Raw genomic sequence first — 14,894 nt, 5'->3', positions numbered from 1 at the left:
TTAATTTCTTTCTAATCCGGCCAAAATTTTTGCCGGAATTTGTTGGCGAGCCTGTAATGCAGCATCTTTAATCGCATAATAAAAGGCATTTTCCGTTGCTGAACCATGACTCTTCACGACGACAGCTGTTAAGCCGATTAAAGATGCACCATTATATTGTTCGGGATTCATTCGGCTGATACGCTCATAAGATTGTTTAAAGAATCGCTTAAACAAAAACTGCATGATAGATTTAAAATATCGACGCACATGGCTATGTGATCCGCCGGATAATAATGCGACTAAATTTTTAGCCGTACCCTCCATTGTTTTTAAGGCAATATTCCCAATGAAACCATCACTCACGATTACATCAGCCTGTCCGTTAAGCAGCATATTTCCTTCAATGAATCCCGTGTAATTAAGTGCGGTATCTTTTTTGATAATTTCTGCCGCCTCTCGAATGGATTTATAGCCTTTAATTTCTTCTATACCGATATTTAACAAGGCAACCCGAGGATAAATCAATCCGAGGGTGTGCTCGGTAAAAATCGCCCCCATTAATGCAAACTGGTACAAATGTTCTGCCGAACACTCAATATTCGCTCCCAAATCCAACATCACGGATTTTTTACCGTTGATAGTAGGGATGATCGATAACAATGCGGGACGAGCAATACCTTTCAACGGTTGTAAAATGACTTTTGCCAATCCCATTAAAGCACCGGTATTTCCCGCACTCACACAACCTTGAGCTTCACCTTTTTGCACCGCCTCAATTGCCAAACGCATTGATGTGCCCTTGCTGTGACGCAAAGCATAAGTAAGACTTTGCTCATTCTCAATCACACGGGAACAATGGCAAACGGTAAGACGATCTTTCAGTTGAGCGGGAATATTTTCGAGTAGCGGAAGAATCTGCCGGCTATCGCCAAACAATAAGAAACTGAGCATTGGATCGGATTCCAACGCTTTGATAGATGCGGGGATAGTAATACGGGGACCTATGTCCCCGCCCATTACATCTAACGCAAGGGTTAGACGACTCAAGTGATTACCTTATATGAGGAAATTACTTATTGATCACTTTACGACCACGATAGTAACCGTCAGCAGTTACATGGTGACGTAAATGCGTTTCACCGCTTGCTTTATCTACAGATACTGCTGCAGTAGTCAACGCATCGTGAGAACGACGCATATCGCGACGTGAACGAGATTTTTTATTTTGTTGAACAGCCATTGGCCATACTCCTAAATTTAAGTTACTTTTGCTTTAAACTAGCTAATACAGCGAACGGGTTCGGTTTTTTTGCCAAATCTTCGGGCAATTCGCCAAAAACCTGTTCAGCCACGGACACTTCACAGTGTTCAGGTGTATGCATCGGCACGAGCGGCAGACTAAGAATTAATTCGTCTTCAATCGTTCCGATTAAATCTATTTCACCAAATTCGTTAAACTCAATCGGTTCATAAATTTCGGGCAATACATCAATTTGATCCGAATTTGCTATCGGGCTGTAGCAAAACTCGCTTTCAATTACTTGTGCGAACGGTTTGTCACAACGTTGGCAGATTAATTCTACATCCGCTCTGACATAACCTTTCATCACCACTAATTTTTGCGGATCAATAAAAAATGATAATGTAACCTCAGCATCACTGAGCACTTGACCGACGGATTCCGTAAGACGTTGAAGCTGGCTAGGTGAATAATAACCTACATAATCCAATCTTCGTTGAGCGTCTTTAACCGGATCCACGGTTAAGGGTAGTTTTACCTTTTGCATAGGGTGCGAATATTACCCTTATCCGGTCAAATAGTCAAAGGGAATTGTGATTTTTTTGCGAATTTCCTACAAATAGCAACAAGAAAGGCGGTGAAAAATAAATAAATTTTGCAGATAATAACTAAAATTAAGAAATACAGAGAAAATTAAATAACTTATGGTCAATTAAGTTAATGGCGGAGGAAGTGAGATTCGAACTCACGGAGGGCGTAAACCCTCGCCGGTTTTCAAGACCGGTGCCTTCAACCACTCGACCATTCCTCCGTGGTTATATGGCTGGGGTACTAGGATTCGAACCTAGGAATGCTGAGATCAAAACCCAGTGCCTTACCGCTTGGCGATACCCCAATAAAATTCTATGAATTTTTATAGAAAGAAAGAGATTTGATAGTATGGCTGGGGTACTAGGATTCGAACCTAGGAATGCTGAGATCAAAACCCAGTGCCTTACCGCTTGGCGATACCCCACCTACTAAAAGATTTGCAAACTCGATTAAATGGTGCGGGACGAGGGACTTGAACCCACACACCTCGCGGCGCCGGAACCTAAATCCGGTGCGTCTACCAATTTCGCCAGTCCCGCAAAATGGTGGCTATGACGGGATTCGAACCTGTGACCCCAACATTATGAGTGTTGTGCTCTAACCAACTGAGCTACATAGCCATAAAAAATTTTACGTTCACCATATCGGCTTTGCGGAGCGTATTATGCGGATAATGCTGTCACTCGTCAACCTTTTTTTATAAAAAAATCTTTTTTGCGGTTTATTAGACTATATTATAAACAAAAGGCTTATTTTTTAACGCCAACCGCAATGATTCCGACGAAATCTTGCCAGTGAAAAGAATTGAATTTGCCCGTAATATACCAATTAGAAATCGAACCGTCTAAATACAAAGCATTATAACAATCTTGCTTCAACAAGGCTTGCGTTAAATGATACATATTCGGTTCGCCGGATAAAGTCATAAAGAAATATAATTTATTTTCCTTCGTCACACATACTGCATTGCGTTTATAAACACTTTGCAAACCGGGTTTAAATTGTCGGTTTGGCTTGCCGTTAATAATCAACATTGGCCCGGATTGCATTGCCCAATCCGGCTTAAGTTTGGCCTTTTGATAATTTTGCGTTGTCAGAATTTGTGCTTTGCCTTTGGTTATGGCAAATACACCGTTCGGTTGAATATGAAAATTTCCCGTTCCCCGTTTAGTATTGAGCTTTTTCAGCGTTTTGCCCTGTTCAATCCATAAACCTGCTGGTTCATTATTTTTATCATAAATTCCCCCGTTCATTAGCATTTGAATATGGTGCGTTTCCGATAAGGCATTTTTTAACGCAGTCAACGAACGGTAATTTTTGCCTTGCGGATCTTTCCAATGAAAACTCACCTTATCGGCTTCCGCCTGAAATACACCATATTTCACTTGGTTTTCGGTAAAAGTGCGGTAATTTCCAAAGCAGTTTTGGCTGATGAATAACAAAACGAAAAAATGAACAATATTTTTGAGCATAACTATTCTGTAAAAATTAAGTGCCTGTTTTAAGGCAGGCACTGAGTCACTGAAAACTCACATTAAACTAATTGTATAAATGCCTGTAGTAGATCCGCTTTAATATCTTCCACGTTTTCCAAACCCACAGAGAAACGCAATAAAGTATTATCCACTCCGCGAGCAATACGCTCTACTTCCGGAATATCCATATGAGTTTGGGTTGCCGGATAAGTAATAAAGCTCTCCGGTCCGCCTAGACTTTCCGCAAAAGTAATCAATTTCATAGCTTTTAAAAACGGATTTACCCATTTTTCATCTTGTAAACGGAAAGACACCATACCACCTTTATTCGCATAAAGCACATCTTTAACTTGTGGCTGTGTTTTTAAGAATTTAACAATTTCTTTTGCATTTTGCTCATGGCGTTCCATACGTAATGCCAAAGTTTTCATACCCCGAATAGTCAAGTAAGAATCAAAGGGTGATAACACTGCCCCGGCACCGTTTTGAATATAGAACAGACGATCGCATAATTCTTGCCCTTTCGCTACAATCAATCCCACCAACACATCATTATGACCGGCTAAATATTTTGTACCGCTGTGAAGCACAATATCCGCACCATGTTCCATTGGGCGGAACAATACCGGTGTTAAGAAGGTATTATCCACAATTAACAACAAATTATATTTTTTCGCAACAGCAGAAATCGCCGCCACATCACACTCTTCCATTAACGGATTCGATGGCGTTTCTACGAAAATGACTTTAGTATTTGGTGTGATAGCTTTTTCAATCTCTTCCACTGAAGCGGTATTCACATAAACCGGCTTCACGCTGTTCAGGTTTTTATAAGCAAAATCCAATAAACGATAAGTGCCACCGTACACATCGCTAGACACAATCCATTCATCCGGTGCGGTAAATAAAGACATTAAAATTTGAATTGCCGCCATCCCCGAAGCACAAGCAAAACCGCGATCCCCGCCCTCCAATTGTGCGATCGTTTCTTCCAATACGGTACGGGTCGGGTTTTTGGTGCGAGTATAATCATAACCGGTTGATTCGCCGATACCGTGATGACCATACGCCGTAGAAAGGATTATCGGAGTTGCTACTGAACCGGTTCTAGGATCCGTACGATTACCGGCTTGAGCCAATAAAGTTTCGATAGAATATTGTTGTGTCATAATGCTAATGCCTCGAGTTTAAAGTTATCAATAAAAAACGAATTCGTTCATTCTGTCATAAAGCTTGGGGCGATTAAAGCCCGATTTAATTAAAATGAACTTTTTTTAAGCAGTTAAACAAAATATTTAAAATCAATCGTTGACAGATTTTCAGAAATAAGTAAAATGCACCGCACTGATTGACGATAACAAGTTATCAAAATCAAAGCGGGAATAGCTCAGTTGGTAGAGCACGACCTTGCCAAGGTCGGGGTCGCGAGTTCGAGCCTCGTTTCCCGCTCCACTCTCAGCCCGAGTGGTGAAATCGGTAGACACAAGGGATTTAAAATCCCTCGGCTTTCGAGCTGTGGCGGTTCAAGTCCGCCCTCGGGCACCATTTTAGTTCCACAGAATTTCGGCTACGGCGTGTTAGCAAAGCGGTTATGCACTGGATTGCAAATCCATGTAGCTCGGTTCGACTCCGGGACACGCCTCCATTAAGTATAGTTTCATCGCACTTACTACGTGATGTAAAGCAATTAAGAGCGGTTTATTGAAAGAGACCACTGGTTTTCATTAGGTTTGGATATCACCATCAAATGCCAGAAGCTTGCTATATTGATCATTGACATCTCAAACACCAGTGAAAATACCATAAAAATTGACCGCACTTTTGCAATTTATACCACAAAAGTGCAGTCAAAAAATTTCTTTCCTTGGAGAAATTTTTTATGCGTTCATTAGCGGTTGTTAATATTTGTTTATTTTTTGAGTTATCGTCAGAGTTTCACCTAGTCAAAGCGAAATTCGAGCAACAACAGATATACCAGTATGAAATATTTCAACCGCGTCAAAATATTTTTCAAGCTTACTCCGCCACCCCTTTCTCTTTCAACCAATCCGCCATTAAATCGGCGAGTTGCGCGTTATTTTTTTCGCCCATTAAAAAGTGAGAATTGCCGGTGATGCCGATTTCCGGCAAATGGATTAGGGTGGCGTCACCGCCGTGGCGGTTGATAGCTTCCACAAACTGTTTTGCCATTGCCAGTTCCGTACCCCATTTATCTTCGCCCACATTATTCGAACCGAGTTTGATGTAATCGCCGTAGTACAGCACAATCGGGATTTGGGTGAGTTTTTTAAATTCGCTCATCGGCACGCCCATTGCAGCGGCACTCAAATGTTCAAATTTTGCTTTGGTAATGGTCGGCATTTCGCTTTCGGGGAACACAAATTCCGTGCCGCCCGGCTCCCACGCCACAATAGCTTTCACTTTGTCGGAACGTATTGCCGCACGCCAGCCGATTGTGCCGCCCATTGAATGAGTCACCAAAATGCCGCCGTCTTTTTGCTGATTAACCAATTCGGCTAACACGTCCGCATTCAGATTGTTATCCAACGGGCCGGATCCCATCGTCCAGCTTTGTTGAAAGGCTTGATATGCCGCATCGCCGCTTGGAAATTGGGCGTTTGGTACCGGTTTGTCGTTGGCATCATAATGTCCGATACGGGACAAAATATAAAAGGTTTTGTCGCTATACATCGGATTAGCAACCCAAGGCGTATCCGGTGTGATTGCCTTCGTTGAAAAATTGGCTTTGCCGCTGCGTGGTTGGTCGAGCAAATATACGCTGAAGCCTTTACGCACAAACAGCGTATCAAACCCTTCACGCCCGTCCACCGTGCTTTCCCACGTGCGGGAAGATTGTGCGCCCCCGTGTTGAAAAATCAGCGGATATTTTTTCGCATTCACCGGTGTTTGATATTTCACATAAGCAAAATCGCCGTAAGCACGCTGCCCGTCGGGGCTGGTGAAATTGTCTTGGCTGAACGTGCCGCTGTGGGTCACAAAGCTGCCGCCCACGGTAAAACTGCCCTGAGCTTCAATTTGCAACGGTTCGGCAGCAACGGCGGAAGCCGCTAGTGCGATACTTAATAAACTGATTTTAAATAGGTTTTTCATTATTATTCCTCTTTGGTTTGATACAAAGTGCGGTCAAAATTCTGCCGATTCCGACCGCACTTACTTTCGTTTAGCCCATCACACGGTCTTCGCTGATTAAGAATTTGGCAATGCGTTTGGCAATCAGCCATTTGCCGTCCACTTTGCGGTAGCTGTCTTCATAGCGTACATAATGGGAAAGCATCATCTGCTTGCCGTCTTGTTCGTGGGTCAATGCCACTTGGCAATAGGTAATGCCCTCCGCCTCATCGCCGTTGAGTTCTACGGTTTGCTGACCGTTTAAGTGATACACCTTATCAAAGCCCGCCAAGTAATCGGTAAACACCTGCCCGATTTGCTCGCGCCCCTGCATTTCAAACACCAGTTCGCCGTTGATGTAGGTATTGACCACCGCATCTTCGGTAAACAGCGGTTTTTGTTCTTCCACCCGTTTTTCATCGGCAAGGTTGGAGAAATGATCGACCAAATGTTTGATTTCAAAATGGTCTTGGATTTGTTGGATATTCATTGTTGTTTCCTTCTCAGTTTGTTGTTCAATTGATGAAGCGTATTTTAGATGTTTCGCTTATGCGGATAAATAGGGTATTTTTTCTAACACGTAGAAAATTTGTTTCTGAATCAACCCAATCCCGTCAAAGCGAACACCAACGGCATTGTGATGACTGCCACCAGAGTGGTCAGAGCCACACCGTCTACCGTGGTTTGGTAGGCGGCTTTATTATGCACAGCGGCAAGCAGGCTGATGACATTGCCCGTCGGCGAAGCGAGTGCTGCCAGACAGACTGCCAATAAGATGTGATTGGCGGTAACAAAATGCTGTAAAAATAACACGATAGCCAGCGGCAAAACCACCATTTTCAGCAGGGTAAAACCCCAAATCCGCCCGTCAGTCAGCATTGCTTTCCAGCGAATATCCGATAAAAACGTGCCCATCAGCATCATCGCCAGCGGCGCAGTCATCGCCCCCAACATCGCAACGGAGGACTTCACCACCGTCGGCATTGGAATCTTGCCGAAATAAATCACCTCCGCCAGCAGGCAGGCAATCATCCCCTCGTTAACCACACTCCGCCAGCTGAAACGGCTCGCACTGTTTTCGCTGTGAATCAGCTTCAAGCCGTAAGAGAAAAACAGCAGATTGAAAGGAATCAGGAAAATCGTCATATAAATCAACGCCCCCGTGCCGTAAATCGCCTGAATCATCGGCACACCAATAAAGCCGATGGCACTGAACACCGTCATTCCGTTTACCGCCCCATGCTGATTTTGGGTAAAATGCAGGATTTTCGGCATCAGCCAACCGCCTATCAGCAGCAACAGCAATAACACCGCCATCGCCAGCAGCGATTCTCTCAGCTGCCCGCCCGAAATCCGCTCGCCATCCACCATTGCTCCCGACAAAATAATGGCAGGATAAGCAATCCGCACCACCAGCGACGACAGCTGGGCTTGGTTTTGCGGTGTGATAATGCTCTTTTTCTGCGCATAAATGCCGACCACAATAAAAATAAAGAAAATCAGCATCTGCTGTAAAACCGCCATTTTATCCCCCCCTCGGATTACGTATGCTTCAACGGCGTTTATTATAGCGGTTCGGATTATGATGATAACCCCGTTAAATTTGCATAGGCTTATGAGGTTTTTTCATTAATTGTAAGAGAAATGCCGTCTGAAAAATACCATATGCTTATCACTTGAGTTATCTGAAAAATTCGGATAATTTAAACGTTACTGCAACCGTTCCGCTTTGTTTGATACCACTAAAATCGCTCAAGCTACGCATTAGTAGGTTTGATAAATATTGGGGGCTGTTTTGGTCAGTTTTGAGGCAAAAGTGATGTATAATCTTCTCTTTCAAGTAAAATGAATTATTTCTATTAGGTTTTGAATGGAGAATCAAAAATGAATATTCCTCAATCATTTACAAAAAACTATACTAATTTAATTTCAGAAATAGAAAACGGTCAAATCAAGATTCCACAATTTCAACGAGAATATGTTTGGGAATTAGAAAGTGCGGCAAAACTTATTGATAGCCTTTTGAAGGGCTATCCAATTGGAACATTCATTTTTTGGAGAACCAATGAAAAGCTACGCTCAATTAGAAATTTTGGTGATTTAAAATTACCACCTTCTAAAGATGGAGAATATGCTGATTATGTTCTTGATGGGCAACAACGATTAACCAGTTTATTTGCTTGCCTAAAAGGGGCAAAAATTGAAAGAAGTAATGGCAGTATAGATGATTTTTCTCAAATTTATGTCAAGTTAGACGTTGATGATGAAAATGAAAATATTGTTGTAACAGATACAACTGATTTGAAAGAGGGAACTTTCATCAATATGCTTACGCTAATGAATGGGAAAATTAAAGATTTAAAACCTTATTTAGATTTTGAAGATAATATAGATAAATATAAATCTTTGATCCAAAGTTATCAATTTCCAATAATTCAATTAAAAGACACTCCTATTGATATTGCAACTGAGGTTTTTACAAGAATTAACGTAGGTGGAAAATCACTTAGTGTATTTGAAATTATGGTTGCAAAAACCTTTGATGATAAAAAAGAATTTGATCTTTCAGAAAAATATGACAACCTTATTGAAAGACTTTCTAAGGTATCTTATGAAACAATTTCAGAATCATCTATTTTGCAGTTAATTTCTCTTATTTTAACAAAAACAAAAGAGTGTAAACGACAAGTCATTCTAAAATTAGAAAAAGATAAGTTTATAGATACTTGGGATAATGCTGTTAATGCGATTGAGCGAGCAGTTGATTTCTTTAGGGCGACTTATCGAATTCCTGTTTCACAATTACTTCCGTATAACACTTTAATCGTACCGTTTGCTTACTTTTTTTATTATCAAAAAGACAAGCCAAAAGGTGAGCAAGCAAAATATTTAGAAGATTTTTTCTGGCGATGTTCTTTAGGCGGCAGATATTCTTCTGCTGTAGAATCGAAATTAGCTCAAGATATTAAGAGAATTGATTCAATTTTAGATAATAAACAACCCAAATATGATTGGTCTATTGATACATCACCAGAGTTTATTCAAAACAATGGCTGGTTTAGCGCTGGTAGAAGTTATATTAAAGCCATACTTTGTCTTTATGCTTATAAAGAGCCAAAGTCATTTAATGATGATTCTAAAATCAATATTGATAATAGCTGGTTAAAACAAGCCAATAGCAAAAATTACCATCATTTTTTTCCTAAAGCATTTTTGAAGGGGAAAGGAGAAGATGAGTTTTACATCAATCACATCCTAAATATTACTATTGTAGATGACTTTTTAAACAAGAGAGAAATCGGTGCAAAAGCACCTTCTAAATATATGAAAATATTTCAAGAACAAAATGATAACTTGGCTAAGACAATGAAAACACATTTAATTGGTGATCTTGAAAAATTTGGAATTTGGAACGATGATTATGATACATTTTTTACCGAACGTTCAAAGCTACTTAGCAAGGAAATGAATAAAAAATTGCTTAAATAAATTTATTTAAATGCCGTCTGAAAACCTTTCAGACGGCATTTCTCTTACAAGCGGTCAATTTCCATCAAAGATCTGCAAACTACCGCACTTCCGAAAACTTCAAAATCGCTTCAGGCAAGCGGTCGCCGACGATGGTAATCTGCTCGAGTTCTTGGCGGAATTGGTTCAGTTCCGCATTTGTCCACTGCACGCCGTCGGCGCCGATGTTGTCCATCAGGTGATAGCTTTTGGTTGTTCCGGGGATAGGGACGATAAACGGGTATTGCGCTTGCAGCCACGAAAGCGACAATTGGGCCGGGGTACAGAGTTTGGCTTTTGCCCATTTTTGCACCAGTTGCAGCAGTTTCACGTTGTTTCGCATCGCATTTGCTTCAAATCGCGGCAAAATGGCGCGTAAATCACGGCTCGGGTCTTTGCCGAAATCGGTGCGTTCGTCCACATAGCCCGCCAACGTGCCCATTCCCAACGGCGACCACGGCACGAAGCCGATGCCGAGTTCTTGGCACACGGGCAGTACGTCGTGTTCACGCCCGCGAAACAGCAGAGAGTATTCGCTTTGAATGGCGGCAAGCGCTTGGATTTTATGCGCTTTGCGGATGGTCTCAGGGCTGACTTCGCACAAGCCGTAGTGCAGCACTTTGCCTGCTTTCATCAAATCCTGCACTGCACTGACGACTTCCTCAATCGGCACTTCGGGGTCGGCAAGGTGTTGGTAAAGCAGGTCGATACGGTCGGTTTGCAGGCGTTTGAGCATATTATCGACCACCCGTTTGATATGCTCGGGCTTGCTGTTGACCTTACCTGTGCGTTGCCCTGTCTGTTGGTCGATGTCCCAGCCGTATTTGGTTGCCAGCACGATTTCATTGCGGAACGGCTTGATCGCTTCGCCCACCACCAATTCGCTTTTAAACGGCCCGTAGGCTTCGGCGGTGTCGAAAAAGGTAATGCCGTGGTCGAAGGCTTGGCGGATGATTTTGACAGATTGCTCTTTCGTAGGCTCGGGTACGCCGTACATATTCTGCCCGAAGCCCTGACAACCCAAGCCCTGAGCGGACACAACCGGGCTGCCGAGTGTGCGTTACGACGGGATTTTGTCGTTTGAACCGGTGGCAAGTGCGGTGCGTTTCGGTGAAGTTTTCGTCAACACCGAGCCTATGCCCAAGCCCATAGCCAAGGCGCTCAAGCCGCCTGCTTTCAATAAACTGCGTCGTGATGGATTGTTCATCGTCTGTTCTCCTCAATAGCTGAAACGGTTACTGGCGTTGGGTCAAATATTTAATCGCATTCACATCGCGATGGTTGAAAATAATCTCATCGCGGTTGAGCGTGGCGATTTGGGCGAGGTCTTGCCCGTCAAGGGTGAAGTCGAAAATATCGCGGTTTTCAATTATACGTTCAGCTTTGACCGATTTCGGGATGATGGCAATGCCGCGTTGATTGAGCCAACGCAACACCACTTGCGCCACGGATTTTTGGTGTTTGGCAGCAATTGCCGTTAACACAGGGGTGCTGAAAATCTCGAATTTGCCTTCCGTCAGCGGTCCCCAAGCCTGCTGCACAATGCCGTGTTCCTGATGGAACGCCAGCTCCGCTTCACGCTGGTAAAACGGGTGGGTTTCAATTTGGTTGACCGCAGGCACAATCTCATTGTGGGCGATTAAATCCAAAAGGCGGTCGCTGTGGAAATTGCTCACGCCGATGGCACGTGCCTTGCCCTCGCGGTATAAATCCTGCATCGCACGCCACTGGGCATACACGTCGCCGACGGGCTGGTGCATTAGATACAAATCCACATAATCCAAGCCCAAACGCGCCAGCGAATCCGCCAAGGCTTGCTTGGTGTTTTGATACGCATCGTGTGGCTGAATCCATAATTTTGTGACCACGAAAATCTCTTCACGGGCAATGCCGCTCGCCTTAATCGCACGACCTACGCCTGCTTCGTTGCCGTAAATCGCTGCGGTATCCAGCAAACGGTAGCCCGCTTGCAGGGCTTGCAACACCGCTTGCTCGGTGGTGCTGTCATCGACTTGGAATACGCCGAAGCCGACCATTGGCATTGTTACACCATTGTTTAAGGTTACTGTTTGAGTCATTTTGTTTGTCCTTTTGTTGGATTGAATTGAGTTGATGAGCGTATTATAGGCGGACGTGATTGAAATGATAATATGGAGTAAATGCAATGGCTTTGTGAGAAAAATTCACTAAAAAACCACCGCACTTTTACTCCCCGCAAAACTGCTTACGCCACGCGCTCGGTTGGATTTGGTAGCGGCGGTAAAACTGCTGGCGGAAGGAAACCGCATTTTGAAAGCCGCACCGTTCGGCGATCTGATCTATATTAAGCGATGAATTTTCCAGCAGATTCAGACTTTGTTGCAGACGTTCTTTGTGCAGCCAGTCGAGAAAGGTCATTCCCGTAGCCTGTTTGAAATGGCGAGTAAAGGTGCTGCGGCTCATTGCCGTGTGTGCGGCGGCGGAGTCGATGCTGTGCGGCAGGTGCAGGTGTTGGCGCAGGTAAGCGAGCAGGTTGTTGATGTGGCTGTCGCGGGTGGATTGCGGCAGCGGATGTTGGATAAACTGCCCCTGTCCGCCTTCGCGGCGGGGCGGCACGACCAGCAGACGGGCGGCGGCGTTGGCGGCTTTGACCCCGTAAAACTTGCGGATAATGTGCAGGCAGCAGTCGAGCGCGGCGGCTGCGCCTGCGGAAGTGATGATGTTGCCGTCTTCCACATACAGAGCGTTGACATCGAGCCGCACTTGCGGAAAACGCCGGCTGAAATCCGCCTCGCCAAACCAATGGGTTGCCGCCCGTTTGCCGTCCAACACGCCCGCATAAGCCAAGGCATAGCTGCCGTAGCACAAGCCTACCAAATACGCACCGCGTTGATTCGCCGCCTGCAATGCCTTGATGGTGGCGGCATCGGGGCGGGTGTCGGCATCTTTCCAACCTGCGATCACGATGATGTCGCAGCTGTCAAGCAAAGCCAAACCGCCGTCAATCGGCGGCTGGACGATTTGATTTTTAAGCGGTTTGCCGCTGGGCGTAATGATATTGACCTCAAACAGGGCGTGATTGACCGCATCGCCAAACGCCATATAAGGCACGGAAAAGTGAAACGGGTTGATGTCGGGATAAACCAGCAGGGCGAGCTTGTGCATATAGCCTCCTTTTTGACCCGATTCTTACGTTTTTTGATTAAAAAGTCAATTATCGAACGGGCGGTTTTTCCTTAAAATACGCGCCATAAACAGTGATTCAAAACAGGAGATTTAAAATGAATATCAAAACCTTATTTGCCGCAGCCGCCTTATTGACTGCCACCGCCGCCAGTGCGGAAGTGCAATACCAACACGTGCGTAACGCTACCGCCAAAGTGCAATACGGCGACAGCGTATTTCTGATCGACCCTTATCTTGTCCCACAAGGCAGCTACGCCGGTTTTGAGGGCACGGTCAACAGCAGCCAGCGTAACCCGATGATTGCAATGCAGCCGAATGTGAAAGAGCTGCTCAAAGGCGTGCAGGCGGTGATTGTAACCCACACCCACGCCGACCACTGGGACGAAGCGGCGCAAAAAGCCCTGCCGAAAACGCTGCCGATTTTTGTGCAAAACGCCGACGATGCCAAGATTATCCGCGCCCAAGGCTTTAAAGATGTCCGCGTCATCGGCAACCACACCGAGTTTAACAAAGTGAAACTGAGCCGCATCAAAGGCGGTCAGCACGGCACAGACCAAATGTACGCCCTGCCGCAACTGGCGGAAATGTTGGGCGATGAGATGGGCGTGGTGCTGCAAAGCGATAAGGAAAAAACGCTGTATATCGTAGGCGATACGGTATGGAATGCTTCGGTTGATGACGCACTCGCCAGCTTCAAACCCGAAATCGTGGTGATGAACACCGGCTACGCCAAACTGCAAAATATGGACGGCAGCATCATTATGGGCTTGGACGATGTCGGCAAAATGGCACAAACCGCCCCGAATGCCGACATCATCACCGTACATATGGATGCCGTCAACCATGCCACTGTATCAAGTAACGATATGCGCCGCTACGTCAAAGAAAAAGGCTTGGGCAAACAGGTTGCCGTACCGAAAGAAGGCGAAGTGTTGAAATATTAAGAAATATTAAAAGGGAATGCCGTCTGACAAAAGCCGCAGGCTTTTGAACGTCGGCTCTGCCGACGGCCCGAAGGGTGAGCAAGCGAACGAGTGAGCTTGCGAATAAAATGAAATTCAGACGGCATTGTTGTGATTACGCCCGTTCCAAAATCAGCTTATCAATGTCTGCAAAGGCATTTTCCAAGCGTTCAACGTGGTAGATGTCGTACATATCGTACACCAGTCGGGTAATGTCGAGGCGATTAAACAATTCCAACACCTGTTTGCCGCTGATGTTTTTGGCTTTGGCATAATATTCCACTAAATAGATGAAAAAACGCATTTCGGGGGGCATCATCTGCTCCTACAAATAGCGCGACAAACGGGGATTGCCGTGTTGGATTTCGTTTTGCCACAGGTCAAACAAGCCCTTATCACTGAGCTGCCACAGCTTGAGTTCGTCCCGTTTGAGCATCGCATAAGTTTCACTTTGATAAAATTTGCCCAAGGCGGCAAGCGGTTCGATGTGTTGCTGCTCAGCGATGGTTTCGACGATGTTTTCAATCATTTTTTCAGTGATGTAGTATTCCAATTCGGTCATACCGCCTCCGCTTCGGCAAATTCATACATATTGACAATCGGAATGCCGCTACTCAACCGTTCGGTTTTCCGCACCGCCCATTGCACCGCCTGCTGTCGGTCGGAAGTCAGATAAAATTCAGCCCCGAAATCCAAGGGGTTGCGCCCCTTGTTTAAATCGGGTCGGATGATTTTTTCATTGCTACCGTGATACAGTCGCATAAAACCGCCTTGAAGAAATCTACTGTTGCGGCTTAGTGTAACTTAACTTCGGGCAGAATCAAAATAAAGCTTGCAATTTTC

Annotated in this window: 17 protein-coding genes and 8 tRNA genes; 5 read left to right on the top strand and 20 right to left on the bottom strand. The window is 44.7% G+C overall.

The window, feature by feature from the left end; genetic code table 11:
• The 10 genes from plsX to EDC44_RS04360 all read right to left on the bottom strand — a co-directional run bounded on the left by plsX (position 1) and on the right by EDC44_RS04360 (position 4,457).
• The gene (gene plsX, locus EDC44_RS04405; RefSeq protein WP_131975759.1) at positions 1–1,029 is read right to left on the bottom strand and encodes a phosphate acyltransferase PlsX; all 1,029 of its coding nucleotides are present in this window, start codon (positions 1,027–1,029) and stop codon (positions 1–3) included.
• 22 nt (positions 1,030–1,051) lie between these two features.
• Positions 1,052–1,222, bottom strand: a complete 171-nt coding sequence (gene rpmF, locus EDC44_RS04400) for a 50S ribosomal protein L32 (protein WP_005544470.1) — start codon at positions 1,220–1,222, stop codon at positions 1,052–1,054.
• Positions 1,223–1,244: 22 nt separating this feature from the next.
• Positions 1,245–1,769: a 23S rRNA accumulation protein YceD gene (gene yceD, locus EDC44_RS04395; protein WP_131975757.1), complete on the bottom strand. Its 525-nt coding sequence runs from the start codon at positions 1,767–1,769 to the stop codon at positions 1,245–1,247.
• 174 nt (positions 1,770–1,943) lie between these two features.
• Positions 1,944–2,033: transfer RNA gene (locus EDC44_RS04390), tRNA-Ser, on the bottom strand.
• Positions 2,034–2,042: 9 nt separating this feature from the next.
• Positions 2,043–2,117, bottom strand: a tRNA-Gln gene (locus EDC44_RS04385).
• A 45-nt stretch (positions 2,118–2,162) separates the two neighbouring features.
• Positions 2,163–2,237, bottom strand: a tRNA-Gln gene (locus EDC44_RS04380).
• 30 nt (positions 2,238–2,267) lie between these two features.
• Positions 2,268–2,352: transfer RNA gene (locus tag EDC44_RS04375), tRNA-Leu, on the bottom strand.
• A 4-nt stretch (positions 2,353–2,356) separates the two neighbouring features.
• A tRNA-Met gene (locus EDC44_RS04370) sits at positions 2,357–2,433 on the bottom strand.
• 129 nt (positions 2,434–2,562) lie between these two features.
• Positions 2,563–3,285 carry a phosphodiester glycosidase family protein gene (locus EDC44_RS04365; protein ID WP_131975755.1) on the bottom strand — a complete coding sequence of 241 codons (723 nt, stop codon included), beginning with the start codon at positions 3,283–3,285 and terminating at the stop codon, positions 2,563–2,565.
• A gap of 62 nt (positions 3,286–3,347) precedes the next feature.
• Complete coding sequence (locus EDC44_RS04360; RefSeq protein WP_131975753.1) at positions 3,348–4,457, bottom strand: methionine biosynthesis PLP-dependent protein; 1,110 nt, start codon at positions 4,455–4,457, stop codon at positions 3,348–3,350.
• A gap of 207 nt (positions 4,458–4,664) precedes the next feature.
• Here EDC44_RS04360 and EDC44_RS04355 point away from each other — a divergent pair.
• The 3 genes from EDC44_RS04355 (at position 4,665) to EDC44_RS04345 (ending at position 4,933) form a co-directional block, all read left to right on the top strand.
• A tRNA-Gly gene (locus EDC44_RS04355) sits at positions 4,665–4,740 on the top strand.
• Positions 4,741–4,746: 6 nt separating this feature from the next.
• Positions 4,747–4,833, top strand: a tRNA-Leu gene (locus EDC44_RS04350).
• 26 nt (positions 4,834–4,859) lie between these two features.
• Positions 4,860–4,933, top strand: a tRNA-Cys gene (locus EDC44_RS04345).
• Positions 4,934–5,304: 371 nt separating this feature from the next.
• Here EDC44_RS04345 and EDC44_RS04340 read toward each other — a convergent pair.
• The 3 genes from EDC44_RS04340 to EDC44_RS04330 all read right to left on the bottom strand — a co-directional run bounded on the left by EDC44_RS04340 (position 5,305) and on the right by EDC44_RS04330 (position 7,941).
• The gene (locus tag EDC44_RS04340) at positions 5,305–6,399 is read right to left on the bottom strand and encodes an alpha/beta hydrolase (RefSeq protein ID WP_131975751.1); all 1,095 of its coding nucleotides are present in this window, start codon (positions 6,397–6,399) and stop codon (positions 5,305–5,307) included.
• A gap of 70 nt (positions 6,400–6,469) precedes the next feature.
• Complete coding sequence (locus EDC44_RS04335; RefSeq protein WP_131975749.1) at positions 6,470–6,907, bottom strand: nuclear transport factor 2 family protein; 438 nt, start codon at positions 6,905–6,907, stop codon at positions 6,470–6,472.
• A gap of 110 nt (positions 6,908–7,017) precedes the next feature.
• Entirely contained in the window at positions 7,018–7,941 is a 924-nt protein-coding gene (locus EDC44_RS04330) for an AEC family transporter (RefSeq protein WP_131975747.1), read from the bottom strand.
• Positions 7,942–8,301: 360 nt separating this feature from the next.
• Between EDC44_RS04330 and EDC44_RS04325 the strand changes: the two genes are divergently transcribed.
• A complete protein-coding gene (locus EDC44_RS04325; RefSeq protein ID WP_131975745.1) occupies positions 8,302–9,906 on the top strand; it encodes a DUF262 domain-containing protein in 1,605 nt (534 codons plus the stop codon).
• Between the two features lie 79 nt (positions 9,907–9,985).
• Here EDC44_RS04325 and EDC44_RS04320 read toward each other — a convergent pair whose 3' ends face one another.
• From EDC44_RS04320 to EDC44_RS04310, 4 genes are all read right to left on the bottom strand, one after another.
• The gene (locus tag EDC44_RS04320) at positions 9,986–10,963 is read right to left on the bottom strand and encodes an aldo/keto reductase (protein WP_279388365.1); all 978 of its coding nucleotides are present in this window, start codon (positions 10,961–10,963) and stop codon (positions 9,986–9,988) included.
• Between the two features lie 21 nt (positions 10,964–10,984).
• Positions 10,985–11,131, bottom strand: coding sequence for a twin-arginine translocation signal domain-containing protein (locus EDC44_RS13200; RefSeq protein ID WP_243647903.1), 147 nt, complete (start codon positions 11,129–11,131; stop codon positions 10,985–10,987).
• A gap of 28 nt (positions 11,132–11,159) precedes the next feature.
• Entirely contained in the window at positions 11,160–12,002 is an 843-nt protein-coding gene (locus EDC44_RS04315; protein WP_243647902.1) for an aldo/keto reductase, read from the bottom strand.
• 127 nt (positions 12,003–12,129) lie between these two features.
• On the bottom strand, positions 12,130–13,068 hold the full coding sequence (locus EDC44_RS04310) for a GlxA family transcriptional regulator (RefSeq protein ID WP_131975743.1): 939 nt from the start codon (positions 13,066–13,068) through the stop codon (positions 12,130–12,132).
• A 116-nt stretch (positions 13,069–13,184) separates the two neighbouring features.
• On the opposite strand from EDC44_RS04310, the gene EDC44_RS04305 reads away from it, so the two are divergent.
• The gene (locus EDC44_RS04305) at positions 13,185–14,033 is read left to right on the top strand and encodes an MBL fold metallo-hydrolase (protein WP_131975741.1); all 849 of its coding nucleotides are present in this window, start codon (positions 13,185–13,187) and stop codon (positions 14,031–14,033) included.
• Between the two features lie 133 nt (positions 14,034–14,166).
• Here the strand turns inward: EDC44_RS04305 and EDC44_RS04300 are convergent, their stop codons facing one another.
• Genes EDC44_RS04300 through EDC44_RS04290 form a run of 3 tightly spaced genes read right to left on the bottom strand, consistent with a single transcriptional unit; the run spans position 14,167 to position 14,813 of the window.
• Complete coding sequence (locus EDC44_RS04300) at positions 14,167–14,370, bottom strand: DUF3791 domain-containing protein (RefSeq protein ID WP_207896712.1); 204 nt, start codon at positions 14,368–14,370, stop codon at positions 14,167–14,169.
• Positions 14,371–14,376: 6 nt separating this feature from the next.
• The gene (locus EDC44_RS04295) at positions 14,377–14,613 is read right to left on the bottom strand and encodes a hypothetical protein (RefSeq protein ID WP_131975739.1); all 237 of its coding nucleotides are present in this window, start codon (positions 14,611–14,613) and stop codon (positions 14,377–14,379) included.
• Positions 14,610–14,813, bottom strand: a complete 204-nt coding sequence (locus EDC44_RS04290; RefSeq protein ID WP_131975737.1) for a DUF3990 domain-containing protein — start codon at positions 14,811–14,813, stop codon at positions 14,610–14,612. The genes EDC44_RS04295 and EDC44_RS04290 overlap by 4 nt, the downstream gene beginning before the upstream one ends.
• Positions 14,814–14,894 lie beyond the last annotated feature (81 nt).

Source organism: Cricetibacter osteomyelitidis (genome assembly GCF_004340985.1).
GTDB classification, from domain to species: Bacteria; Pseudomonadota; Gammaproteobacteria; order Enterobacterales; family Pasteurellaceae; genus Cricetibacter; species Cricetibacter osteomyelitidis.
The sequence above is the reverse complement of the archived record's forward strand: the minus strand, read 5'-3'. Positions and strand labels throughout refer to the sequence as shown.